The 23508-nt window shown below is 47.6% G+C and carries 25 protein-coding genes; 21 read left to right on the plus strand and 4 right to left on the minus strand.

The features are described from left to right. Positions 1 to 16: 16 nt before the first annotated feature. Together gcvPA and gcvPB are read left to right on the plus strand one after the other, a co-directional pair. On the plus strand, positions 17 to 1354 hold the full coding sequence (gcvPA, locus tag KNO69_RS04980) for an aminomethyl-transferring glycine dehydrogenase subunit GcvPA (RefSeq protein ID WP_214817826.1): 1338 nt from the start codon (positions 17 to 19) through the stop codon (positions 1352 to 1354). Then, complete coding sequence (gene gcvPB, locus KNO69_RS04985) at positions 1354 to 2829, plus strand: aminomethyl-transferring glycine dehydrogenase subunit GcvPB (protein WP_214816432.1); 1476 nt, start codon at positions 1354 to 1356, stop codon at positions 2827 to 2829. The genes gcvPA and gcvPB overlap by 1 nt, the downstream gene beginning before the upstream one ends. 40 nt (positions 2830 to 2869) lie before the next feature. Here the strand turns inward: gcvPB and KNO69_RS04990 are convergent, their stop codons facing one another. After that, positions 2870 to 3250 (minus strand): rhodanese-like domain-containing protein, encoded by a 381-nt coding sequence (locus KNO69_RS04990; protein ID WP_012726584.1) that lies wholly within the window; start codon positions 3248 to 3250, stop codon positions 2870 to 2872. A gap of 163 nt (positions 3251 to 3413) precedes the next feature. Here KNO69_RS04990 and mntR point away from each other — a divergent pair, with 163 nt between their 5' ends. Further along, positions 3414 to 3842 carry a transcriptional regulator MntR gene (mntR, locus tag KNO69_RS04995; RefSeq protein ID WP_012726583.1) on the plus strand — a complete coding sequence of 143 codons (429 nt, stop codon included), beginning with the start codon at positions 3414 to 3416 and terminating at the stop codon, positions 3840 to 3842. Positions 3843 to 4016: 174 nt separating this feature from the next. After that, positions 4017 to 4544 (plus strand): hypoxanthine phosphoribosyltransferase, encoded by a 528-nt coding sequence (gene hpt / locus KNO69_RS05000; protein WP_214816435.1) that lies wholly within the window; start codon positions 4017 to 4019, stop codon positions 4542 to 4544. A gap of 22 nt (positions 4545 to 4566) precedes the next feature. Here hpt and KNO69_RS05005 read toward each other — a convergent pair whose 3' ends face one another. Both KNO69_RS05005 and KNO69_RS05010 read right to left on the minus strand, forming a co-directional pair. Continuing rightward, on the minus strand, positions 4567 to 4977 hold the full coding sequence (locus tag KNO69_RS05005; RefSeq protein ID WP_214816438.1) for an SA1362 family protein: 411 nt from the start codon (positions 4975 to 4977) through the stop codon (positions 4567 to 4569). A gap of 14 nt (positions 4978 to 4991) precedes the next feature. Next, a complete protein-coding gene (locus KNO69_RS05010) occupies positions 4992 to 5933 on the minus strand; it encodes a DUF1385 domain-containing protein (protein WP_214816441.1) in 942 nt (313 codons plus the stop codon). Positions 5934 to 6074: 141 nt separating this feature from the next. Here KNO69_RS05010 and aroQ point away from each other — a divergent pair, with 141 nt between their 5' ends. The 15 genes from aroQ (at position 6075) to spo0A (ending at position 19787) form a co-directional block, all read left to right on the plus strand. After that, positions 6075 to 6512, plus strand: coding sequence for a type II 3-dehydroquinate dehydratase (aroQ, locus tag KNO69_RS05015; protein WP_214816444.1), 438 nt, complete (start codon positions 6075 to 6077; stop codon positions 6510 to 6512). After that, positions 6508 to 7575 (plus strand): M24 family metallopeptidase, encoded by a 1068-nt coding sequence (locus KNO69_RS05020; protein WP_214817828.1) that lies wholly within the window; start codon positions 6508 to 6510, stop codon positions 7573 to 7575. Before aroQ ends, KNO69_RS05020 begins: the two co-directional genes overlap by 5 nt. Positions 7576 to 7604: 29 nt before the next feature. Further along, positions 7605 to 8171, plus strand: coding sequence for an elongation factor P (gene efp, locus KNO69_RS05025; RefSeq protein WP_012726577.1), 567 nt, complete (start codon positions 7605 to 7607; stop codon positions 8169 to 8171). Positions 8172 to 8288: 117 nt separating this feature from the next. After that, positions 8289 to 8738 (plus strand): acetyl-CoA carboxylase biotin carboxyl carrier protein, encoded by a 450-nt coding sequence (gene accB / locus KNO69_RS05030; RefSeq protein WP_214816447.1) that lies wholly within the window; start codon positions 8289 to 8291, stop codon positions 8736 to 8738. 7 nt (positions 8739 to 8745) lie between these two features. Next, on the plus strand, positions 8746 to 10089 hold the full coding sequence (gene accC, locus KNO69_RS05035) for an acetyl-CoA carboxylase biotin carboxylase subunit (RefSeq protein WP_012726575.1): 1344 nt from the start codon (positions 8746 to 8748) through the stop codon (positions 10087 to 10089). A 112-nt stretch (positions 10090 to 10201) separates the two neighbouring features. After that, positions 10202 to 10588, plus strand: a complete 387-nt coding sequence (nusB, locus tag KNO69_RS05040) for a transcription antitermination factor NusB (protein WP_078147109.1) — start codon at positions 10202 to 10204, stop codon at positions 10586 to 10588. A 63-nt stretch (positions 10589 to 10651) separates the two neighbouring features. Further along, positions 10652 to 11488, plus strand: coding sequence for a bifunctional methylenetetrahydrofolate dehydrogenase/methenyltetrahydrofolate cyclohydrolase FolD (gene folD, locus KNO69_RS05045; RefSeq protein ID WP_214816449.1), 837 nt, complete (start codon positions 10652 to 10654; stop codon positions 11486 to 11488). After that, complete coding sequence (gene xseA, locus KNO69_RS05050) at positions 11481 to 12827, plus strand: exodeoxyribonuclease VII large subunit (RefSeq protein ID WP_214816450.1); 1347 nt, start codon at positions 11481 to 11483, stop codon at positions 12825 to 12827. Before folD ends, xseA begins: the two co-directional genes overlap by 8 nt. Continuing rightward, on the plus strand, positions 12802 to 13026 hold the full coding sequence (gene xseB / locus KNO69_RS05055; protein ID WP_012726571.1) for an exodeoxyribonuclease VII small subunit: 225 nt from the start codon (positions 12802 to 12804) through the stop codon (positions 13024 to 13026). Before xseA ends, xseB begins: the two co-directional genes overlap by 26 nt. Next, positions 13023 to 13901, plus strand: a complete 879-nt coding sequence (locus KNO69_RS05060; protein WP_214816452.1) for a polyprenyl synthetase family protein — start codon at positions 13023 to 13025, stop codon at positions 13899 to 13901. Before xseB ends, KNO69_RS05060 begins: the two co-directional genes overlap by 4 nt. A 123-nt stretch (positions 13902 to 14024) precedes the next feature. Then, on the plus strand, positions 14025 to 15917 hold the full coding sequence (gene dxs, locus KNO69_RS05065) for a 1-deoxy-D-xylulose-5-phosphate synthase (RefSeq protein WP_205728308.1): 1893 nt from the start codon (positions 14025 to 14027) through the stop codon (positions 15915 to 15917). A gap of 6 nt (positions 15918 to 15923) precedes the next feature. Further along, the gene (locus KNO69_RS05070) at positions 15924 to 16739 is read left to right on the plus strand and encodes a TlyA family RNA methyltransferase (RefSeq protein ID WP_159562457.1); all 816 of its coding nucleotides are present in this window, start codon (positions 15924 to 15926) and stop codon (positions 16737 to 16739) included. 155 nt (positions 16740 to 16894) lie between these two features. Further along, a complete protein-coding gene (gene ahrC / locus KNO69_RS05075) occupies positions 16895 to 17344 on the plus strand; it encodes a transcriptional regulator AhrC/ArgR (RefSeq protein ID WP_214816454.1) in 450 nt (149 codons plus the stop codon). Positions 17345 to 17357: 13 nt separating this feature from the next. After that, entirely contained in the window at positions 17358 to 19055 is a 1698-nt protein-coding gene (recN, locus tag KNO69_RS05080; protein ID WP_214816456.1) for a DNA repair protein RecN, read from the plus strand. Continuing rightward, positions 19056 to 19787 (plus strand): sporulation transcription factor Spo0A, encoded by a 732-nt coding sequence (spo0A, locus tag KNO69_RS05085; RefSeq protein ID WP_074036711.1) that lies wholly within the window; start codon positions 19056 to 19058, stop codon positions 19785 to 19787. 657 nt (positions 19788 to 20444) lie between these two features. Here the strand turns inward: spo0A and KNO69_RS05090 are convergent. Continuing rightward, complete coding sequence (locus tag KNO69_RS05090; RefSeq protein ID WP_031423346.1) at positions 20445 to 20693, minus strand: DUF2627 domain-containing protein; 249 nt, start codon at positions 20691 to 20693, stop codon at positions 20445 to 20447. Positions 20694 to 20827: 134 nt separating this feature from the next. Between KNO69_RS05090 and KNO69_RS05095 the strand changes: the two genes are divergently transcribed. Together KNO69_RS05095 and yqiS are read left to right on the plus strand one after the other, a co-directional pair. Further along, positions 20828 to 22465, plus strand: coding sequence for a sigma 54-interacting transcriptional regulator (locus tag KNO69_RS05095; protein WP_214816458.1), 1638 nt, complete (start codon positions 20828 to 20830; stop codon positions 22463 to 22465). A gap of 121 nt (positions 22466 to 22586) precedes the next feature. After that, positions 22587 to 23483: a phosphate butyryltransferase gene (gene yqiS / locus KNO69_RS05100; protein WP_214811397.1), complete on the plus strand. Its 897-nt coding sequence runs from the start codon at positions 22587 to 22589 to the stop codon at positions 23481 to 23483. Positions 23484 to 23508: the final 25 nt, after the last annotated feature.

The following is a 23508-nucleotide window of genomic DNA, read 5'->3' on the forward strand; positions in this document are numbered from 1 at the left end:
ATTCAGAATGAACAGAATGGAATTTCGTTATTTACCGATGACCGAACAAGATGAACGAGACATGTTAGAGACAATCGGCGTCGATTCAATCGAAGCGCTTCTTTCAGATATTCCAGAAACACTTCGCGAACAAGCATCATTGGCGGCGATTGGGGCTCCGCTTCCGGAAATCGATCTCGTTCGTCACATGACGAAGTTGGCTGATAAAAACAAACATACGAAATCATACCCGAGCTTCCTTGGAGCAGGGATGTACGATCATCTTTCGCCAAGTGTGATGAACCATATGCTTTTGCGTTCTGAATTCTATACGGCGTATACGCCATATCAACCTGAGATTTCACAAGGTGAACTTCAGGCGATGTTCGAATTCCAAACAATGATTTGTGAATTGACAGGGATGGACGTCGCGAACTCTTCGATGTACGACGGAATCACGGCTCTCGCTGAGGCGACTTACCTAGCGAGCGCACAGACGAAGAAAAAACGTGTCGTCGTCTCTGGTGCAGTGCATCCTGAAGCGAAGGACGTAATCCGTACGTATGCTGACGGACCGGGGCTATCCGTTGACTACACAGATGTGGTGAACGGGGTGACGGATGTGTCAGACCTTGATTTGACGGATGCGTCGTGTCTTGTCGTACAATATCCAAACTTCTACGGTCGTATTGAAGACTTAGAAACATTGGCAGAATTGGCTCATGAAGCGGGTGCGCTCTTCGTCGTTTCGAGCAACCCGCTCGCCCTCGGAATTCTTGAGTCACCAGGAGCACTCGGTGCGGACATCACGGTCGGAGATGCACAGCCATTCGGTATTCCGCAAAGTTTTGGTGGACCGTCATGTGGATACTTCGCGGTCAAAAAATCTTTGATGCGTAAACTACCGGGACGACTTGTTGGTCAAACGGTCGATGAGGACGGCAAACGCGGATTCGTGTTGACGCTCCAGGCGCGTGAACAGCACATTCGTCGTGATAAAGCGACATCCAATATCTGTTCGAACCAAGCGCTTAACGCATTGGCTGCCTCAATCACGATGTCCGCTCTAGGGAAATACGGAATTCGTGATATGGCCGTTCGGAATATTCAAACTGCTCATTATATGAAAGAAGCGTTAAAAGCTGCAGGATTCAACATCGTGGACGAAGGACCGATGTTCAATGAGTTCGTGGTGGATTTTGGACGTGACGCAGAAGAAGTAACGCGCCATCTGCTCGAGCATGGCATGATTGGTGGTCTACCGCTTGGTACGTATGAAGGGGAGCGTCAGACACAGATGTTGGTTTGCGCGACGGAATTGCGCACGAAAGAAGAGATTGATCAGTTTGTCGAAGTGGTTGGGGGGATGAAATAATGCAACACGAGCAAACGCTAATTTTTGAAGTATCACGTGAAGGACGGACTGGATATAATTTGCCGACACCGACTGTCCCAGAGGTTGACATTGAGACGTTGTTACCGGCTACGATGATTCGAAAAGAGGCGGCGGAACTTCCGGAAGTATCTGAACTCGATGTCGTTCGCCATTACACGTCTCTATCTACACGAAACCATGGGGTCGATTCAGGCTTCTATCCGCTCGGTTCGTGTACGATGAAATATAATCCAAAAGTGAATGAAGATATGGCTCGCCTTCCTGGCTTTGCACATATTCACCCATTGCAACCGGTTGAGACGATTCAAGGTGCGCTCGAACTCATGGTGGACTTACAGGAGCAACTCGCTGAAATCACGGGGATGGACGAAGTCACACTCCAACCAGCGGCAGGGGCGCATGGGGAATGGACGGGACTCATGTTGATCAAAGCGTTCCATGAACGTAATGGGGATACGGCTCGTACGAAAGTACTCGTTCCAGACTCGGCGCACGGAACGAACCCGGCGTCCGCAGTCGTTGCTGGATTCGAGACGGTAACCGTCAAGTCGGATGAGCGCGGTCTCGTCGATTTGGATGATTTGAAGGCAAAAGTTGGAGCGGATACAGCTGCGCTCATGCTGACAAACCCGAATACGCTCGGACTATTCGAAGCGGATATTCTTGAAATCTCAAAAGTCGTTCATGAAGCTGGCGGGAAGCTTTATTATGATGGCGCGAACTCAAACGCGATTCTCGGAATCGCACGTCCGGGGGACATGGGCTTTGACGTCGTTCACTTGAACCTGCATAAGACGTTCACGGGTCCTCACGGCGGTGGAGGTCCAGGCTCAGGTCCAGTCGGAGTAAAACGTGACTTAATCCCATTCCTACCGACTCCGATCGTGACGAAAACAGATGATGGATATGGTCTCGATTACGACCGACCACATTCAATCGGTCGAATCAAACCATTCTATGGAAACTTCGGGATCAACGTCCGAGCTTACAGCTATATCAAGACGATGGGCGCAGAAGGATTGACGCGGGTATCACGTGAAGCGGTCCTCAACGCAAACTATATGTTCGCGCGACTAAAAGATGTGTTCGACGTGCCATATGATACGTATTGCAAACATGAGTTTGTCTTGTCAGGCAAACGTCAAAAAGCCCTTGGTGTTCGTACTCTCGACATCGCTAAACGTCTTCTTGACTTCGGTTACCACCCACCGACAATCTATTTCCCGTTAAATGTCGAGGAATGTATCATGGTGGAACCAACAGAGACAGAATCAAAAGAAACACTTGATGCGTTCTGTGATGCGATGCTCCAGATTGCCAAAGAGGCGGAAGAGAATCCGGAAATCGTTCAGACGGCTCCTCATACGACGGTCGTCAAACGGATGGACGAGACACTCGCTGCCCGTAAACCGGTCTTAAAGTATGAGCGTCGTGAGGCGTCATCTGTAAAATAAAAAATGGGCGAGTCGATGATTGAATCGACCCGCCCGTTTTTTATGCTTTTTTAATCTTGCCCTTCCAGTTTTTGAAGCCGCCTTCGAGCATGTAGATGTTGTTGTATCCGTTCTTCATCAGGAGTTTAGCCGCCTGGTTTGAACGTGAACTACCTTGGCAGTAAATCAAAATCGGCTGATCTTTGCGCAGTTCTTTCATGCGTAGTTTCATTTGGCCGACCGGGATATTCCGAGCACCAACGATATGTCCACCTTTGTATTCATTCGGTTCACGCACGTCAATCAACTGACCTTTACGGAGTGAGGCGCGGAATTCTTCTTGTTTCATTTTTTTCAACCCGCGAGCTGGCATGAAACGCCATACGATGTAGGCGATCAAGGCAACCCATAGGAGGATAACGAGGATTGTTTCGAGTCCCATAGATGTTCTTCCCTTCTCTTTCAAAGTTACCATATCTCATTATAATGAATTTAAGGTCATGAGACAATGATTGACTCAATCAATCGGGGCTTTCCCTTTCGATTTCACTCTAGTTAGGATAAAATAAAGAATGGAAACCGGAACATAAGGGGAGGTCGTGCCCATGCCGACACCGAGTATGGAAGATTATTTAGAACGTATTTATTTGTTGATGTCAGAGAAAGGCTATGCGCGTGTATCTGATATTGCGGAACATTTAGGGGTCCATCCCTCCTCTGTCACCAAAATGGTTCAAAAGCTGGACCGTGAAGAATATCTGGTGTATGAAAAATATCGTGGTCTCATGCTTACAAAAAAAGGTCAAAAAGTAGGGAAGCGATTGGTCGAGCGTCATGCGATGCTCGAGTCTTTTTTACGTCTAATCGGAGTGGATGAAGCAGATGTGTACGAGGATGTCGAGGGAATCGAACACCATCTCAGCTCGAACACACTTGACTGTATGACACAGTTCGTGGAATTTTTTGAAGATAAGCCTGAGCTCATGGATCAATTCAGAGAATTTCGGGAACAAGAGCGAGCTTCAGAGGAATAATATGTGAAAAGTGACAATCGAACTCGATTGGCGCTTTTTATTTGGTTCATCATCGTTAAAATACGAACGAATCATTCATATTTATCATAAAATGTATATTTTTTAATCGTCATTATGTTAAGATGAATCGTGGATTGAATAGATTGGGGGTGACGGCGAACATTCGCCGGATAAATGGAGATTCAAATCAAAGGAAAACTGTTTGATGAACAGCAGATTCAAACACGTGTGAAAGAGTTGGCTGAAGAAATTGAGAACGATGCAGAGGGAACACCGATCGTGATCGTCGCCGTGTTAAAAGGCTCGATGGTCTTTGCGGCAGACTTGATGCGATATATGAATGGCAGCGTTCAGCTCGATACGGTCGCGACGTCTTCTTACGGGAAAAAGACGGTCTCGAGTGGGAGTGTACAGCTTCGAAAGGACTTGGATTTAGATGTGGAAGGAAAGTATGTCGTCATTATCGAGGACATCATCGACACGGGACAGACGTTGAAATTCTTGTGTAAACATATGGAGCTCCATCAACCGAAGCAGTTGAAAATTTGTACGCTTCTCGACAAGCCGGCGCGCCGACTCGTTCAATTGGACGCAGACTATGTCGGGTTCGAAATTCCTGATGAGTTTGTCATCGGATATGGAATCGATTATGCGGAGCAATATCGGAATCTTCCGTATATCGGATATGTAGAGACGACATAAAAAGGAGCGCCGCGGCGCTCCTTTACATGTTTGCTTTCTTTTTCTTCTTGCCTTTTTTTCCTTCAATCACCGTTAAGTGTGGAGGATTGCTACGATGTACGGTTGAACGTTTAGATAACTTGGTGACGTTCGAACTAGGTTTCTTCGCTTTCCGGTTTTTAGCGGAAGCGGAAGGTTTGACTTGAGGACCACGACTTCCCTGCATTCGTTTTTTTGAGGCTTGCGCGGTTTTACGATAGCGTGCATCTTCTGCAGACATACGTGGTGCCATGAAGACGCGATAGATCACATAAAAAACTAACCCGAATATCCCGATGAACAACAATTGTCTAAACAGGCGACCCGGATCGGTGGCAAGCATATGCCCGACCCCGATGAAGCCAAGGATAAACACGATTGTTGCAGCGATCGAACCGACTCTTTGTCTGATCATGGTGCTTCCTCCTCTTATCCCTCTCTATGAATGACCGATTCTCCTAACTCTTTTCGTTCCCATGTCTCAAATGCTTCAATCGCGACTTGAATCTGCTCATCATTCGGCTCTCGTGTCGTCAATAATTGGAGCGACAGGCCCGGTTTGCCGAGGAATGACAGAAAGCGATGGTCGCGGAAACGATTGGTAAACTGAAGGACTTCAAATGAGATTCCGATGACGACCGGCAATAGCGCGATTCGGCTGACGAGTCTCAACCAGAGCGGATCGATTGGCACAATCATATAAACGCCAATACCGACGAAGACGGTGAATAAAATGAAGCTCGAGCCACAACGATAATGCAATCGCGAGCTTTGGCGTACTTGTTCAACCGTGACCGGACGACCGGACTCATAGCAATTGATGACTTTATGCTCAGCACCGTGATATTGGAAGACACGCTTAATGAGTGGCGTCAATGATATCAAGTAAAGGTAGCTGAGTAACAATACTAATTTTATTCCCCCTTCAAGGAGGTTTTGAATCACATGTCCGGAAAATAAAGGCACGTCTTGAAACATAGCCGCGAGCAGTGCAGGCGTCACATTGAAAATCAATTTACCAAACACGTATGAGATGACACCGACGATTGCGATGAAGGCAATCATCCATATGCTCTGTTTTTGGTCTTCGCTAGTGTTCGTATCTTCACTCGGGTCGACATCATATCGATCGCTCGCAAAGTTCATATGTGCAGAACCGTTCTTTAACGATTCATACAGCGCGACAATCCCTCTCAAGAAAGGTGCTTTTTTTAAAGATTGGACCCAAGGGACAAGAATGCGCGCTTGCTCGAATGTTTCGATCGAGCCATCTTTTCGCCGGATGGCAGATGCGCTTTCAGAGCGGCCTTGAAACATGACACCTTCCACGAGCGCCTGTCCCCCGACTGGGATGGTTGGTTTAGAATTCATTCACTTTCCTCGATTCTTCAAATGTTGTACTTGAATTATACCGTGATTTGTAAAAAAAACGAAAGGGCAGAAGGCTCGATTCACGTTCTTTCGATAAATTTGTTACAATAGATAAGACTTGACGAACGAGGGGGAAGAAGGTTGCGGATTTTAGTTTTAAATGGACCGAATTTAAATCTACTGGGTCGTCGTGAACCGGATGTATATGGCGATGTGTCGTTGAAAGGATTGGCGGCAGAACTGATGCTGCGCGCTCCAGAAGACGTCGAACTCACCTTTAAACAATCGAATCATGAGGGAGATTTAATTGATGCGCTACATGACGCTTTTGAATATGAGGGTGTCATATTGAATGCGGGTGCCTATACGCATACATCGATCGCGATCCGGGATGCCATATCCGCTATCGCTGCCCCGGTCGTTGAAGTACATATCTCGAACGTGCATGCACGCGAGGCCTTTCGGCATGAGTCGAAACTTGCTGCCGTCTGTATCGGTGTCATTACCGGTTTTGGACTCACGAGCTATACGTTAGCGATGCATGCACTAATCGAACATTGGAGGAATCGACATGATTGAACGCGTAAACAAACTGCAAGCACAGTTAGAAGAAAACGAGATTGATGCGTTGCTCGTCACAAAACGTGAGAATATCCGCTACTTATCTGGTTTCACAGGATCGAGCGGTGTCATCGTCATCACGTCGAATTCGGCAAGTTTTATCACGGACTTCCGTTACACGGAACAGGCGAACGATCAAGTGAAAGGGTATGACATCATCGAGCTTGATACGTCACTCATTAAGTCGGTAGCAGATGTCGTGTCACGTGAATCCATCAAGCGCCTTGGCATTGAGCAGGATGCGATGACAGTGGGGCAATATCGTGCCTATGAAAAAGAAGTGGAAGCTCAACTTATCGAAACGTCTGGAATCGTAGAAAAACTGCGCTTGATTAAGGATGAATCAGAGATTAAGATTATGAAGGAAGCTGCGGCAATCGCTGATGCGGCGTACGCCCATATCCAGACGTTCATCCGTCCTGGTCGTACCGAGAGAGAAGTCGCGAACGAACTCGAAATGTTCATGCGTTCAAAAGGTGCCGACTCGTCATCGTTCGACATGATTGTCGCCTCGGGTCTCCGTTCGGCGCTACCGCACGGTGTGGCAAGTGATAAAGTCATTGAAACTGGAGAATTGGTTACGCTTGATTTCGGGGCTTACTATAAAGGGTACTGCTCAGATATCACGCGTACGCTTGCAATCGGTCCGATTTCGGATGAGTTGCGTCAAATCTACGATACGGTACTTCGTGCCCAACTTGCTGGTGTAGAAGGCACACGTGCCGGAATCACTGGCATTGAGGCGGATGCATTGACACGCGATATTATTAAAGAAGCTGGATATGGCGAGTACTTCGGCCACTCGACAGGACATGGTCTTGGAATGGAAGTGCATGAGGCCCCAGGATTATCGTTCCGTTCGGAAACGGTGCTCGAACCTGGTATGGTCGTGACAATCGAGCCGGGTATTTACATCAACGGTGTCGGTGGTTGCCGGATTGAAGACGATGTCGTCATCACAGAAGACGGATGCTACCGTCTGACACAGTCGCCAAAAGAGTTAATTACGATCGAGGCATAAGCTTCATCTGAATTTAGGAGGAAATCAATATGGTATCAGTTAACGATTTAAAAACAGGATTGACGGTCAAAACGTCTGACGGTTCGATTTGGCAAGTCATCGAGTTCCAACACGTAAAACCGGGTAAAGGAGCGGCATTCGTTCGTACGAAAATGCGTAACTTGCGTAACGGTGCAATCCAAGAAACGACGTTCCGTGGTGGAGAAAAAATCGAACGCGCACACATCGAGCGTAAACGCATGCAATATCTCTATCCAATGGGCGACACGTATGTCTTCATGGACAATGAATCATACGAGCAACTTGAATTGACAAGCGCTCAAGTCAAATCAGCACTTCCATATTTGCTTGAGAACATGGAAGTCAGCATCGCGGACTACGAAGGGGAGATTCTTGGAATCGAGCTTCCAACGAGCGTTGTCTTGACGATCGTCGAAGCAGACCCGGGCGTAAAAGGTGACACGGCCTCGAACGTGAAGAAAAACGCGACAGTGGAAACAGGACACGTCATTCAAGTGCCACTTTTCATCGAACCAGGTGAAAAAGTGACAGTCGATACACGTACTGGAGAGTTCATGGGTCGTTATAACGGTTAATCCTTACGAGTGCTCATTCGAATGAATGGGTGCTCTTTTTTTCTCGTTGCATTCATTGGTCTGACCAGTTATAGTGAAGGAGAGATTAGTACCAGGTATAAACAGGGGGTAAGAAAGATGCAAATCGATCAAATTAAAGAGCTTATTCAATTATTGGACCAATCATCAGTCCATGAAATGGAGCTTGAAACATCTGATTTCAAACTGTCATTAAAGAAAGAAGAGCAACAAACAGTGAGCGCGCCGATCATGCAGACACAAGCATTCGCACCGCCTGCGCCTGCTCCTCAAGTAAATGAACAAACAGAAGAACCGACGCAAGAAAAGGCGTCTTATCGTACTATCACCTCGCCGATGGTTGGAACGTTCTATTCACGTCCGGCACCGGATAAAGAAGCGTTCGTGAACGTCGGCGATCGTGTAGAGTCAGGACAAATCGTTTGTATTCTAGAGGCGATGAAACTGTTTAACGATGTCGAAGCGGAAATCAGTGGCGAAATCGTAGAGGTGTTAGTCGCCGATGGCGATCTCGTCGAATTCGGTCAACCGCTCTTCAGCGTGAAGTGAGGGCGTTATGAAATTATTAATTGCTAACCGCGGGGAAATCGCGGTTCGAATCATACGTGCAGCAAAAGAATTGAATATTCCGACGGTCGCTGTCTTCTCTGAGGCAGATCGTGAAGCGTTACATGTTCATCTGGCTGACGAGGCTTATTGCATCGGTCCGAATCCATCGAAAGACTCCTATTTGAATATCCCAAATATTTTATCAGTCGCCTGCGCCGTGGATGCGACGATGGTACATCCGGGTTACGGCTTTTTGGCTGAAAATGCCGAGTTCGCTGAGATGTGCGAGGCGTGTGGAATTCAATTTGTTGGCCCAAGCAGCTATGCGATTCGCAAAATGGGAATCAAGGATGAAGCCAAACGAACGATGATCGAGTCAGGGGTTCCTGTCGTTCCAGGTTCAAGTGGTGTCGTCACAGACGAAGAAGCGATGGAACTCGCACGTGAGATGGGTTATCCGGTCATCATCAAGGCGACAGCCGGCGGTGGAGGACGTGGCATTCGCGTCGCTCGAGACGAGGACGAACTCGTTTCAGGATTGGTCGCGACACGTAAAGAAGCGAAGCAGGCGTTCGGGAATGGTGACGTGTATCTCGAAAAGTTCATCGAGTCGTTCCGTCACGTTGAAGTGCAGGTTCTTGCCGACCAATTCGGTAACGTCATTCACTTAGGTGAACGTGATTGTACAATCCAACGTCGCATGCAAAAACTAGTTGAAGAGGCGCCATCACCTGCGATTGATGAAACGACACGTCAATTGATGGGGGATGCGGCCGTCAAAGCGGCAAAAGCCATTCAGTACTCGGGAGCGGGAACAATCGAGTTCATTTACGTTCCAGAATCAAACGAGTTTTATTTCATGGAGATGAATACCCGGATCCAAGTCGAGCATCCCGTCACCGAGATGATCACAGGATTCGATCTCGTTCAAGCGCAGCTTGAAGTGGCGCTCGGACATCCACTTGCTATCTCACAAGAGGACATTACGTTCTCAGGACATTCCATCGAATGTCGAATCAACGCGGAGGACCCATTTATGGACTTCCGTCCGATGGCAGGGAAGATTGACCAATATATCGTTCCAGGCGGTATGGGTGTCCGTGTCGATAGCGGACTCTATGCAGGAGCGATGATCCCGCCGTTCTATGACTCGATGGTAGCGAAGTTGATTGTTCATGCACCAACGCGTGATGAGGCCATTCTGAAAATGTTGCGTGCTTTGGATGAGTTTACGGTTTCGGGAATTAAAACGACGATTCCGTTTCATCAACAAGTCATGGCACATGAGCAGTTCCGCATCGGTACGTTCGATACGAAATTCGTTGAAAAAGAAATGTCATTGGCAAAATAACGTGAACCAGGAAGCCCGAACATTATTTCGGTTTCCTGGTTTTTTGTACTGAATTTATGAGTGCTTTATGCTAAACTATCACAATGAAAGCATGTAAAAGGAGAGTAACTGAATGAAACGTCATGAAGCACGAGAGAAAGCGATTCAAACGCTTTTTCAAATCGAAGTATCTAAATTAGAGGTGGACGAAGCAATCGAGTTCGCATTGGATGGAGAAGAGTCTGATCCGTTTTACGAACAACTCGTCACAGGGACGCTAGAACATATTGAAGATATCGATGCGTTACTAGTTGAAAACTTGAAAAACTGGCGGTTAGATCGCCTCGGAAACGTCGAGCGTACGATTCTTCGAATGGCAACGTTCGAATTGTTATACGTCGAGACGATTCCAGAGAACGTCACTATTAACGAGGCGGTCGAACTCGCGAAATCGTTCGCGGACGAAGAAGCCGGCAAACTCGTGAATGGCGTACTCGGAAATATCATTAAAGAAGACTAAAAAATAGAGATAAGACACCAGACCAACTACAGAAAAACCTAAAGACAACGGGGGATGAGAGAGATGGCAGTAGTGATCGACGGGAAACAAGTGGCAGCATCATATCGAGAAACGTTAAAAGAGCGTGTGGCGGAACTTCGCGCACGTGGCATCGTACCGAAGCTGAAAGTCGTGTTGATTGGGGATGACCCAGCAAGTCATAGCTATGTACGCGGGAAGGAACGGGCGGCAGAAGAAATCGGAATCGATTCACAAGTCCTCCGTTTTGATGAGACGATTAGCGAGAAGGAATTGCTCGACTTGATTGATTTGATGAATGCGGATGAGGAAGTTCATGGGATTCTCGTGCAACTTCCTTTGCCGAAACACATCGACGAATCACGAGTCATCATGCGTATCTCCCCTGAAAAGGACGTCGATGGCTTTCATCCTGAGAATGTCGGGAAGATGATGCTCGGTCTCGATACGTTACTTCCGTGCACGCCGCACGGTATCTTACATCTCGCAAAAACACAAACCGAGATTGCCGGAAAGCACGTTGTCGTCGTCGGTCGTAGTCAAATCGTCGGTAAACCGGTAGGCATGTTGTTCTTGAATGAATCAGCAACGGTCACATATTGTCATTCAAAAACAGCTGACCTCGGTGAGATGACGCGACAAGCGGATATTTTGATTGTCGCGGTCGGTCGTGCTGGTTTAGTCACAGCAGACATGGTCAAACCGGGCGCGCTTGTCATCGATGTCGGAGTCAATCGGGTCGAAGGTCGTCTAGTCGGTGACGTGGACTATGAAGCTGTTATGGAAAAGGTAAGTGCCATCACCCCAGTTCCGGGTGGTGTCGGTCCGATGACCATCACGATGCTCATGCATAATACGGTCGAGGTTGCATCACGTGGCTAAGCCACTCCCGGTTTCTGAAGTTGTTCGATATGTGAAGCGACAACTTGATGATGATGTATTGCTTCGACAAGTCGCGGTCATCGGTGAAATCTCAAATTTCAAACGTTATTCATCCGGTCATTGTTATTTCACGTTGAAAGATGACGCGTCTCGGATGAAAGCCGTCATGTTTTCTCGCGATGCCAAACAACTTCAATTCGAACCGAAAGATGGAATGAAAGTCATCGCCGTATCAAAGGTGACGATGTATGAGGCTACGGGAGATGTCCAACTATATGTCGAATTGTTGCGACAAGACGGAATCGGTCTATTGTTTGAGCGATATGAGGCGAGAAAGCGTGAACTAGAGGAGATGGGCTGGTTCGACGAGGAGCGGAAGCACCCGCTCCCGATGTTTCCAGAGCGCGTTGGGATCGTGACGTCTCCAAAAGGAGCGGCGCTACACGATATCGCGACCACACTTCGTCGTCGTGCGCCACATGTGGCGATCACGTTCGCACCTGTAGCTGTACAGGGAGAAATGGCGGCACCACAAGTCGCGTCGGCCATTCGCTGGATGAACGAACGCACCGATTGTGATGTACTCATCGTCGGTCGCGGTGGCGGTTCCATCGAGGAGCTTTGGGCATTTAATGAAGATGTTGTGGTGGAGGCAATCTATGCGTCCACGATTCCTATCATTTCTGCTGTCGGTCACGAGACAGACTTTACGCTTTCGGATTTCGTTGCCGATGTTCGGGCTGCGACTCCGACAGCGGCGGCTGAACTCGCTACCGCGATGATTGATGCGCAGCGAAAAGATGTAGAACGTTTAGACAACCATCTGCACAAAGCCGTCAGAGACCAATTGGATGATTCGCGAACACGTGTGGAACGGATGATCAATAGCTATGGATTAAAATCACCGAGGTACACGATATCTCAGAAACGGGAACGATTCGCCCAGTCGGAAATCCGTCTCGAGCAAGGGATGAGGCGACATCTCACCCAAGCCACTCATCAGCTCCGTCAGTTGTCACAGCAGCTAGATGTAAAACGATTTTCAAAAACGTTGTCCAAGCAAGGGGAAGAAGTCAACAATATGGTCGAGCGACTCCGTCGAACGAAGCCATTAGAACAAGCAACGCTTCAATTTGCACAACAGGTTGGACGATTGCATGCAGTCAGTCCACTCGCCGTCTTGTCACGTGGATATACGTTCATCGAACAAGATGGGATCTATGTGCAGAACGTGAAACAATTACGCGATGGTGATGTCTCGATTCGTTTTCGGGATGGTCATGCAATCGCTGAGGTGAAGGAGAGGATTGTCGGTGACGAAGAAAGAACAGACATTTGAGGCGGCGCTCGAGCGCCTCGAACAGATCGTCGCGCAACTCGAGAGCGGTGATGTCCCATTAGAGGAAGCGATGACCCTATATGAGGAAGGTGTCCGCTTGTCTGCATTGTGCCAGACAAAACTCTCTGCCGCCGAGAAAAAAATGGATGAAATTTTAGAACTTGATGGGACGCTTCGTGAAAAAGGAGGATCCGCATGAACCGTACCGATGACTTGAACAAGTGGAAACGGACCGTCGAACTGGCGATGCAGGAACTCATTGAGTCGAGTGAGATGCCGAAACGATTACGAGACGCAATGACGTATTCTTTAGAGGCTGGCGGGAAACGCATTCGTCCTGCTCTCGTCTATGCCGTCCTTGAAACGTATAGCATGTCACTCGAGCGAGGACGAGAGGTGGCGGCGAGTTTAGAGATGGTTCATACATACTCACTCATCCATGATGATTTGCCGGCCATGGATGATGACGATCTTCGTCGTGGACGACCGACCAATCATCGTCAGTTTGATGAAGCGACCGCTATTTTGGCTGGGGACGCCTTATTGACGGACGCATTCCGTATTCTCACACAGATGTCACTCCCTGCGCTAGATGTCGTCGAGATTATTCGTATTTTCGGATTGGCGGCCGGTAGCTCAGGTATGGTCGGTGGGCAGTTGGATGATATGCTGGCTGAAAAGCGGAACGACGTCACACTTGAAGAGCTCCAATCCATTCATGAACGGAAGACAGGTGCGCTACTCGTCTATGCACTTGAAGCCGGTGCGATTTTGGCAGGGGCATCGGTGGAAGATCGGATGCACCTCAAACAGTTCGGACGTCATCTTGGCATCGCTTTTCAGATTCAAGACGATATCCTCGATGTCGTCGGAGATGAACAAGCAATCGGAAAACGCGTCGGCTCAGATGAATTGAATGACAAGACGACTTATCCGAAGCTTCTCGGCTTAGAGGGAGCGAAGCAAGCTCTTGAGCAAGAAGTGGGAGCGGCACACGCTGCAATTGAATCACTTTCAGTTCCAGCGCCGTTGCTTCTTGAGATGCTATCATTTGTAGTGAAACGAAATCATTGACCTCGGTGACACGATGAGCACATCGTGTCACCTTTGTTTTGGGGAATGTGTGGCATATGCCGTCACATTCTTGTAAAATGTAAGGTACGAATCAGTAAAATGTGAGGAGAAAGGATGGTCATTATGGACTTGACATCCATTCAAGACCCGTCGTTCCTGAAACGGATGTCTGTATCAGAGCTCGAATCGCTCGGTTCAGACATTAGACGATTCTTGATTGAAAAATTGGCAGTGACGGGAGGGCATTTGGCGCCAAACTTGGGAGTTGTAGAGTTGACGCTTGCCTTGCACCGTGTATTTGACAGTCCGAAAGACCAACTCGTATGGGACGTCGGTCATCAAGCATACGTTCATAAAATTTTGACAGGACGTACGAACCAGTTTGATACTCTCCGACAATACAATGGGTTATGTGGTTTCCCGAAACGTTGTGAGAGCGAGCATGATGTGTGGGAAACAGGGCACAGTTCGACTTCCCTCTCTGCAGCCATGGGGATTGCGATTGCGAATGAATTGAAAGGGCGCGCCAACGATCGTGCCATCGCCATCATCGGGGACGGTGCTTTGACTGGGGGGATGGCACTTGAAGCCCTCAATCACATCGGTGCCGAGAAACAGAACGTGATTGTCATTCTAAATGATAACGAGATGTCGATTGCGCCGAACGTAGGAGCGATGCATAATATGCTTGGTCGTATCCGGGCATCGCGCAAGTTGAAGCATGCTCGAGAAGAAATGGAGTCACTCATCAAACACATCCCGCTCGTCGGGAGTTCACTTGAACGGAGCGGGGAACGGGTGAAGGACCTCTTAAAATCTGCTCTCATTCCGGGAACGTTCTTTGAAGAACTTGGCTTCACTTACTTTGGGCCGACAGATGGGCATGATTTGAAAGACTTGCTCGAAACGCTTGAGTACGCGAAGAAAATCGACGGTCCGGTTCTCGTCCACGTCATTACGAAAAAAGGGAAGGGATATCGTCCGGCTGAATTGGACGGTGTCGGAACATGGCACGGTCTTGGACCTTATAAAATTGAATCCGGTGAAGTCATCAAAGGCAAACCGAAAGGACCAAGCTATTCGAAAGTCGTCGCGGAGACGATCACGAAAGTGGCTGAGTCAGACGAACGGGTGACGTTGATCACACCAGCGATGAGTGTCGGTTCGAAACTCGATTGCTTTACGAAGAAATTCCCGGAGCGTATGTTTGATGTCGGAATTGCCGAGCAACATGCGGTCACCCTCGCTGGGGGACAGGCGACGCAAGGGTTGAAACCGGTCGTCTCGATTTATTCGACCTTCTTCCAACGCGCGTATGATCAACTAGTCCATGACATTTGTCGTCAAAACTTGAACGTCGTGTTCACGATTGACCGATCTGGACTTGTCGGAGCGGATGGAGAGACGCACCAAGGTGTGTTCGATATCGCCTTCATGCGTCACGTGCCAAACATTCGAATTTTGATGGCGAAAGATGAAGAAGAATTACAACAACTCGTCTATTCTGCACTCCGTTACGATGGTGGACCGATTGCGATTCGTTTCCCGCGTGGCGAAGGGATCGGTGTTCCGATGAGTGAGACGCTTCAAGTAATTTCACTCGATGATTGGGAAGTCGAGGCAGAAGGGACAGATGTCGCTATCTTGACGTTCGGTCCCCAAGTGCAAGACGCCCTCGAAGTCCGAGCACTATTAGAAGGTAAGCTCAGTGTGCGCGTCATTAACTGTCGTAGCATCAAGCCGCTCGATGATGCGATGCTGACTTCACTTTATGCAGAGGGGATTCCGCTCGTGACATTAGAAGAGGCTGCTCTCGCCGGTGGCTTTGGAAGTAGCGTGCTTGAACACGCGAATGAAGCCGGAGCGTTTCCACGGATTCAACGTCTCGGTATTCCGGATCGATATATCGAGCATGGCGGTGTCAACCAGCTCCTAGAAGAGATTGGACTGCGACCTGCCCAAATGGCGGAATCGATTGAACGGTTCGTCATGGAGACAAATCGACAGAATGTGTGAGGGATTATGGAAAAAAGAAAGAAAACTAGATTAGATGTATTGCTCGTCGAACGTGGACTTGCTGAAACACGGGAAAAGGCAAAACGGTCGGTCATGGCCGGTCTCGTCTATAGTGGGACAGAACGTCTAGACAAGGCGGGCGATAAAGTGTTTGATGATATCCCTCTCGAAGTGAAGGGACAAGTTCTTCCTTATGTTGGACGTGGCGGCTTGAAACTCGAGAAAGCGCTCGACGTCTTCCCGCTCGATGTCTTTGGACGAGTCGGAATCGACATCGGCTCATCGACGGGTGGGTTCACGGACTGTGCGCTTCAAAACGGCGCGACTCAAATGTACGCGGTCGATGTCGGCTATAATCAGCTTGCCTGGAAACTACGGAGCGATGATCGCGTCGTCGTCATGGAGCGGATGAACTTCCGCCACGCGACGGCCGATCAGTTCCCGATTAAACCAGATTTCGCAACGATTGACGTCTCTTTTATCTCGCTTCGTCTGATGGTGCCACCGTTGAAACAAATTTTGAAGCAAGACGGTGTCGTCATGGCGCTCGTCAAACCTCAATTTGAAGCAGGGAAGGCCGATGTCGGGAAAAAAGGAATTGTTCGGGACCGTAACGTCCATGAACGAGTCGCAAGCGATATGGTCCGATACTTCGCATCGGAAGGCTTCTTTGTCGAAGCTTTGGATTACTCTCCGATCACTGGAGGGGATGGGAACATCGAGTTTCTTCTCTTCGCTCGGTACACAGGAGTAGGTGGCGTCTCGCCATCGCTACAAGTCGAAGAGGTCGTAAACGCGGCCCATGCCAAACTTAAGGGATAAAATGATGCTACAGACCTCGTCGTCTGTAGCTTTTTCCTTTACTCGTCTACTAGATGGGGAATGGTGGAAATCCCACCTGGAATGCTAGACCTTTTTTCGACAATACTTTAGAATGATAATGTGTATGTGAAACGAAAAATGAGGTGTCAGCGCTTATGAACAAAGGACAGCGATTGATTAAAATTCGAGACATCGTGTCGAATCGAGAAATCGAGACGCAAGATGAGTTAGTGGATGAGCTACGTCGCTCGGGGTATCCGGTCACACAGGCAACCGTGTCTCGGGATATTAAAGAGTTACATCTGGTCAAAGTCCCATTGAACGATGGACGGTATAAATATAGCTTGCCTGCGGATCAACGATTTAATCCATACGGTAAAATGAAGCGAATCCTTAGTGACAGTTTCGTCTCGGTCGATTCTGCTCAAAATTTGGTCGTCATGAAAGTGCTTCCGGGAAATGCTGATGCAATCGGTGTCTTGATCGATCATTTATCTTGGGATGAATTGATTGGAACGGTGTGTGGAGATGATACGATTTTAATGATTGCACGTGATGAAGAGAAAGCGAAGCAAATCATCGATCGACTACTCGGAATGTTATGAGGTGAACGTACGTATGTTAGCAGAACTATCAATCAAACAGTTTGCGATTATTGACGAATTAAACATTCCGTTTAATCGAGGTATGACTGTGCTCACGGGTGAGACAGGTGCCGGTAAATCGATCTTGTTGGATGCGATTGGATTGCTTGTTGGAGGACGTGGCTCAAGTGAGTTCGTGCGATATGGTCAAGATAAAGCTGAAATCGAAGGTCTGTTCATGATTGAACCGGATCACCCGGTCATCGAAGCGGCCGAACAATATGGCATCGATGTTGAAGATGGGACAGTCATCTTACGTCGAGACCTACATAGTAGCGGGAAGAGCGTCTGCCGTGTGAACGGGAAAATGATGCCGCTCTCGACGTTACGGGAGTTCGGACGGCTCCTGGTCGATATTCACGGTCAACATGAACATCAACATTTAATGGATGCGGAATTTCACCTTGGCATATTAGACCATTTCGCCGAAAAAGAAATCAGTCCGTTAGTCGAGGAATATCAAACGGCATTTGCGGCCTGGAAACAAGTCGCCGATGAATTGAAGCGTCTTAGTCAAAGTGAGCAGGAGCTTGCTCAACGAATGGATCTTTTGTCGTTTCAAACGAAAGAAATCGAAGCGGCTGAATTAAAAGTTGGGGAAGAACAGGCGTTGACAGAAGAACGGGATGAATTGGCCAACTTTGAACGCATTCATCAACACATTCGTCTCTCGTATGAGGCGGTTGCCGAGGAGTCAAATGGACTCGATCAAATCGGAGTGGCGATGCGCGAGATGGAAGAGGCGTCACAGCTCTCTTCGTCTTTGACATCTGTATCGGAGACAATCTCTAACGCTTATTATTTGTTGGAGGATGCAAAGTTTCAACTCCGGGACCAGTTAGATTCGCTCGAATTTGACCCGATTCGATTGGATGAGATTGAGTCACGATTGGCTCTTTTCCAGCAATTGAAACGAAAGTATGGGACGACCATCGAAGAAGTCATCACCTACGGCGAACAAGTGTCGGATGAATTGAAGTCGATGACGAACCGTGAAGAGCATTTACAAACGCTCTCAAATGAACTCATTCGATTAGAGCAAATTGCAAGAGAAGCTGGCATGAGACTGTCTTCAGCGCGTAAGATGGCTGCGGAGTCGCTTCAGCATGCGATTCATCGAGAGTTGAAAGAACTATATATGGAAAAAACAGCGTTCGAGGTCCGTTTTAAAACTACATCGCTTAAACAAGATGGTTTAGATGACGTAGAGTTTTACATGATGACGAACGTTGGAGAACCGTTCAAACCGCTCGCAAAAGTCGCTTCAGGAGGAGAACTTTCCCGTGTCATGCTCGCACTCAAATCAATCTTTTCAAGAACGGTTGGAGTGGCCTCCATTATTTTTGACGAGGTCGACACAGGGGTCTCTGGACGTGTCGCGCAGGCGATGGGTGAAAAAATCTTCCGACTTTCTGTCGGCTCTCAAGTCCTCTGTATCACGCACTTGGCACAAGTTGCTGCGATGGCAGACCAACATCTTTACATTACTAAAACCGAAACGAATGAACGGACGAAAACAAATGTGACGTCCCTCGACCGTGAAAGTCGAATCGACGAATTGGGTCGCATGATTGCTGGCGCTCAAATGACAGACTTGACGAAGCAACACGTCGAAGAATTACTTGAGATGTCACAACAAGTAAAACAGAAGTTCATCAAAGGAGTGTCATAAGTGATTACATTATGTATTGCGGACGACAATCGAGAAATCGTCGATTTGTTGAGCCGACAATTAGAATCTGAGCCTGATCTTCGTGTCGTAGGTACGGCACACGATGGAGAAACATGCTTGGATGTCGTCAAGACACACCAACCGGATGTACTCTTACTCGATATTATCATGCCGCATTTGGATGGAATCGGAGTATTGCAACGCCTAAATGAAGAATTAGGTGATGACAAACCGGAAGTGATCATGTTGAGCGCGTTTGGAAAAGATGAAGTGACGAAACAGGCCGTGCAACTCGGGGCCTCTTATTTTCTCGTCAAACCGTTCAATATTCAACAGTTATTAACGAAAATTCGTGAATTGTCAGAAGGAACAAATCGAGAATTCGACGGAATGACGCCAGAAGAAATTGAAATCTCACTCCTGCTTCAGCAACTCGGAATCTCTCCGCGAATCAAAGGGTTCAAGTATATCCGTCAAGCTGTCATTTACGTGCGAGAACGCCAAGATTTGCTCGGTCTCATCACGAAAGAATTATATCCGATGGTCGCAAAAGAGCATGAGACGACATCTTCTCGTGTAGAACGAGCAATGCGTCATGCAATCAAGACGGCATGGGAGAACGGCATGCGCGATCATGAGATGTTCGAAGGGCGACCGGAGCGTGAGCGAAGCCCGAAAAACTCGGAGTTTATCTCGTACTTCGTCACGTATGTATCGTTTAAGAATAATTGAATCATTTCATGAGGACTAAGTCGTGATGGGACTTAGTCTTTTTTAATGAAACAATTACTTTAAGATTTATTTACTTTATGAAAGAAAGCGCTTGCAAAATGGTGGGCCTTTGTTATAATAAAGATGTACCAAGTTACTTGGACAAGCGTCAGATGAACGCTTTTCAAACTTGTTCCGGAGCAACGTTTGAAGAAACCAAATCATCTCGGTTCGCTATCCGATTATAGCTCAGAGGTGGGAACGACACCTCAAGTCGTTAATGTCCCGACGTGAGGTCGCGACAGTCGCTCATTCGCGAGGCGATTCTATCATCAACTCGAAGCTAGGGGTTGATATAGGAAAAAACAATCGTTCAGTTAACCAAAAGGAGTGTTGTCAACCGTTGAACAGTTTATGGCAAGCGTTCGACTTCACGATGGATGGTTCGACATGATCCGATAAGTAAATCAGTTAGTAACTCGAATGGTAAGATTCCGTTCACGCAAGACGGCAGTTACTAAAGTTCTTTCATACTTCTTCATTAAGAAGACGTTGGATTTCATGTCAAAGTAAGTAACGTAGTTTGAAAGGAGATCATCCGTAGTGATCACAATTCAATATGAATAAAAGGTTCCGCACTTGAAATGAAGTCAAGTTAGGGAACCTTTTTTTGTGTGCTTATGAGTCGAGGCGTTGTACTTTTCCTGTTTTTTTGTCGCGGTTAAAAATATAGCCGGCTACAAATCCGATCCCGCCCATGGCGAGCAGAAGCCCAAAGGTCCCCTGCAACATGGAGGCGGCAGCGAGTGAATCGAACCATGAAAACGGTGCGCTCGTCTTCAAAAAGAAGCTATCACGTAGCAATTTGATTCCGTAAACACCTAATAACCCAGGGACGATTAAGATTAGAAGCGCGATAAAACGCATGCAATCTCCTCCTTTACCATACATTATTTTAACAGAAATCGATCTGTTCGACACGGTCTATTTTTGGGCAGCTTGCGAATCAGGTGCGGATTCAGTAGCATGAAATAGAGAAGAATGATGATGGGGGAATATGTATGAATAAACGATTGATGATTGTGGGGGCAGGAAAAGGGGGGACCGAAGTCCTTCATATGCTGATGGATTCGCCGCTTGCAACGATTGTAGCGGTCGTAGATTCTGATACATCTGCAGAAGGAATAGCCCTTGCTAAAAGTTATGGCATATCTGTGGCGGACGATTGGAAACAGTATGCGGATGCGACACTAGATTTTGTCATCGAAACGACGGGGAAACATCAAACGTTTGAACAATTAAAGGACCATTTCAAAGATGCGGTCGTCTTACCAGGGGAATTTATTCGGATTGTGGTTGAACGATTGAAACAGAATCAACAAATGCTCGAGGCCATCATTGAATGTACGAGTGAGGCCATATCGGTCGCAGATCATCACGGTAACACGATTTTGATCAATCCGTCTTATACACGGTTGACCGGATTCAAAAAAGAAGATGTGGTCGACAAACCAGCGACGGCAGATATCGGAATGCAGGAAAGCGTCCATTTGAAAGTACTATCGACCGGGCAAGGCGTTCGAGACATTCGGATGCAAATTGGGGCGACGAGACGAGATATTCTTGTGAATGCAGAACCGATCATCGTTGAAGGAAAGTTGCGAGGCTCGGTTGGGGTCATCCGTGACGTATCTCAGATTCGTGCCCTACGTGATGAATTACAGGAGGCAAAAACACGCATCCGGAATCTAGAAGCCAAATATCAGTTTGCCGATATCATTGCTACGAGTGACGCCATGCGATTTGTCATCGAGCAGGCGAAACTTGCCGCTGTGACCCCAGTGACGGTATTGATTCGCGGAGAATCGGGAACAGGAAAAGAACTGTTCGCCCATGCCATTCACGGAGAATCTCCTCGAAAATATAAAAAGTTCATTCGCGTGAACTGTGCGGCGATTTCACCTACCCTTCTTGAAAGTGAGCTATTCGGTTATGAAGATGGAGCCTTCAGTGGAGCTAAACGAGGCGGGAAAAACGGATATTTCGAAGAAGCGGATGGCGGATCACTCTTTCTAGACGAAATCGGAGAGCTCCCTCTTGATGTCCAAGTGAAGCTTTTACGTGTCCTCCAGGAAAATGAAATTGTCCGTGTCGGAGGGACGACGGCAATCCCAATCGATGTCCGAATCATTGCCGCAACGAATGCCGATCTCGAACAAAAAGTAGCAGACGGAACATTCCGGGAAGATTTGTATTACCGAATCAATCGGATGCCGATCCATATCCCACCATTACGTGAGCGATTAAATGAACTCGAGGCACTATGTGAACGGATGATCCGGAAACTGAATCAAGAATACGGTCGTAGTGTACGCGGCGTTGACGAAGATGCCTTAACATTACTGAAGAGCCAGCATTGGAAAGGGAATGTGCGAGAACTGGAGAATGTGATTGGTCGTGCGATGATTTATATGGCAAGCTCCGAGCAGTGGATTGCCCCACATCATTTGCAGTTATCCAATCGTTCCACGAGTCAAAAAGTGGTCGAATCTGGAACGTTTCACGAGGCCGTTGCAAAATATGAACGCGATTTGATTGAACGAGCAATTGAAGAGGCAAGTGGCAACAAATCAGAAGCAGCCCGCCGATTGAAGATTTCGATTCGAACATTATACAACAAGCTCGACACCATGCAATAATTTGCAGGAAAATTTATGCACGGTAAGCATTAATTTGCATGGTCATCCACATTATAAAGCGCTTACAATTTAGGAAACAAACTTGCTTATGATATAGTGTAGAGAGCAAGGGGGGACAATGATGAATTTTGAACGGATGCTGACGAACGCAAAAGAGTTAGAAGGCTGTACCGTGTCCATTGCGGGGGCAGCGGACGAAGAAGTCATCCGGGCCGTAAAACTCGCTACGGATCATGGACTGTCACGCTTCATTTTGTTCGGTGAAGCTCGAGACATCCGAAAGTTATGTGAACAGCATGGAATCGATGAGTCAGCCGTCGATATTTTACATGCGAAAGGTGACGTTGAGATTGCGCGACGTGCCGCATTAGCTGTGAAAAATAAAGAGGCGGACGTCCTCATGAAGGGAATGGTGTCGACATCGACATTTATGAAAGCCGTCCTTAATCGTGAAGCTGGACTCCGTACGAAGCGGACGCTCAGCCACATCGCACTATTCCAAATTCCGAATCGTGAAAAGTTGATTGGAGTGACGGATGCGGCGATTCATATCGCACCAACACTCGAAGAGAAGGTCGAAATTATTCACAATGCGGTAGAAGCGATGCATGACATCGGTTACGAATCGCCGAAAGTCGCAGCCATTGGAGCAGTCGAGGTAGTCAATCCACAAATGAATGCGACTCTCGATGCGGCACTACTTAGCCAAATGAATCGACGTGGACAAATCAAGGGCTGTGTCGTAGATGGACCTCTCGCGCTCGACAACGCTGTCGACATGGTCGCAGCAAAGCAAAAAGGAATCAACAGTGAAGTTGCCGGTCAAGCCGATTTATTAGTCGTACCTTACATAGAGGTCGGCAACGTCCTTTATAAATCAATCATGTATTTCGCAGAGGCGAGCGTAGCGGCGATTGTCGTCGGCGCATCTGCCCCTGTTGTATTGACAAGTCGTGCCGATACTGCCGAAGCGAAGCTATATTCGCTCGCGTTCGCTTTGTTACATGCTAAACATTAATCGTACTTAACAGGAGGAATTAATC

It is taken from the genome of Exiguobacterium sp. s131, from assembly GCF_018617345.1.
Taxonomy (GTDB): Bacteria; Bacillota; Bacilli; order Exiguobacteriales; family Exiguobacteriaceae; genus Exiguobacterium; species Exiguobacterium profundum.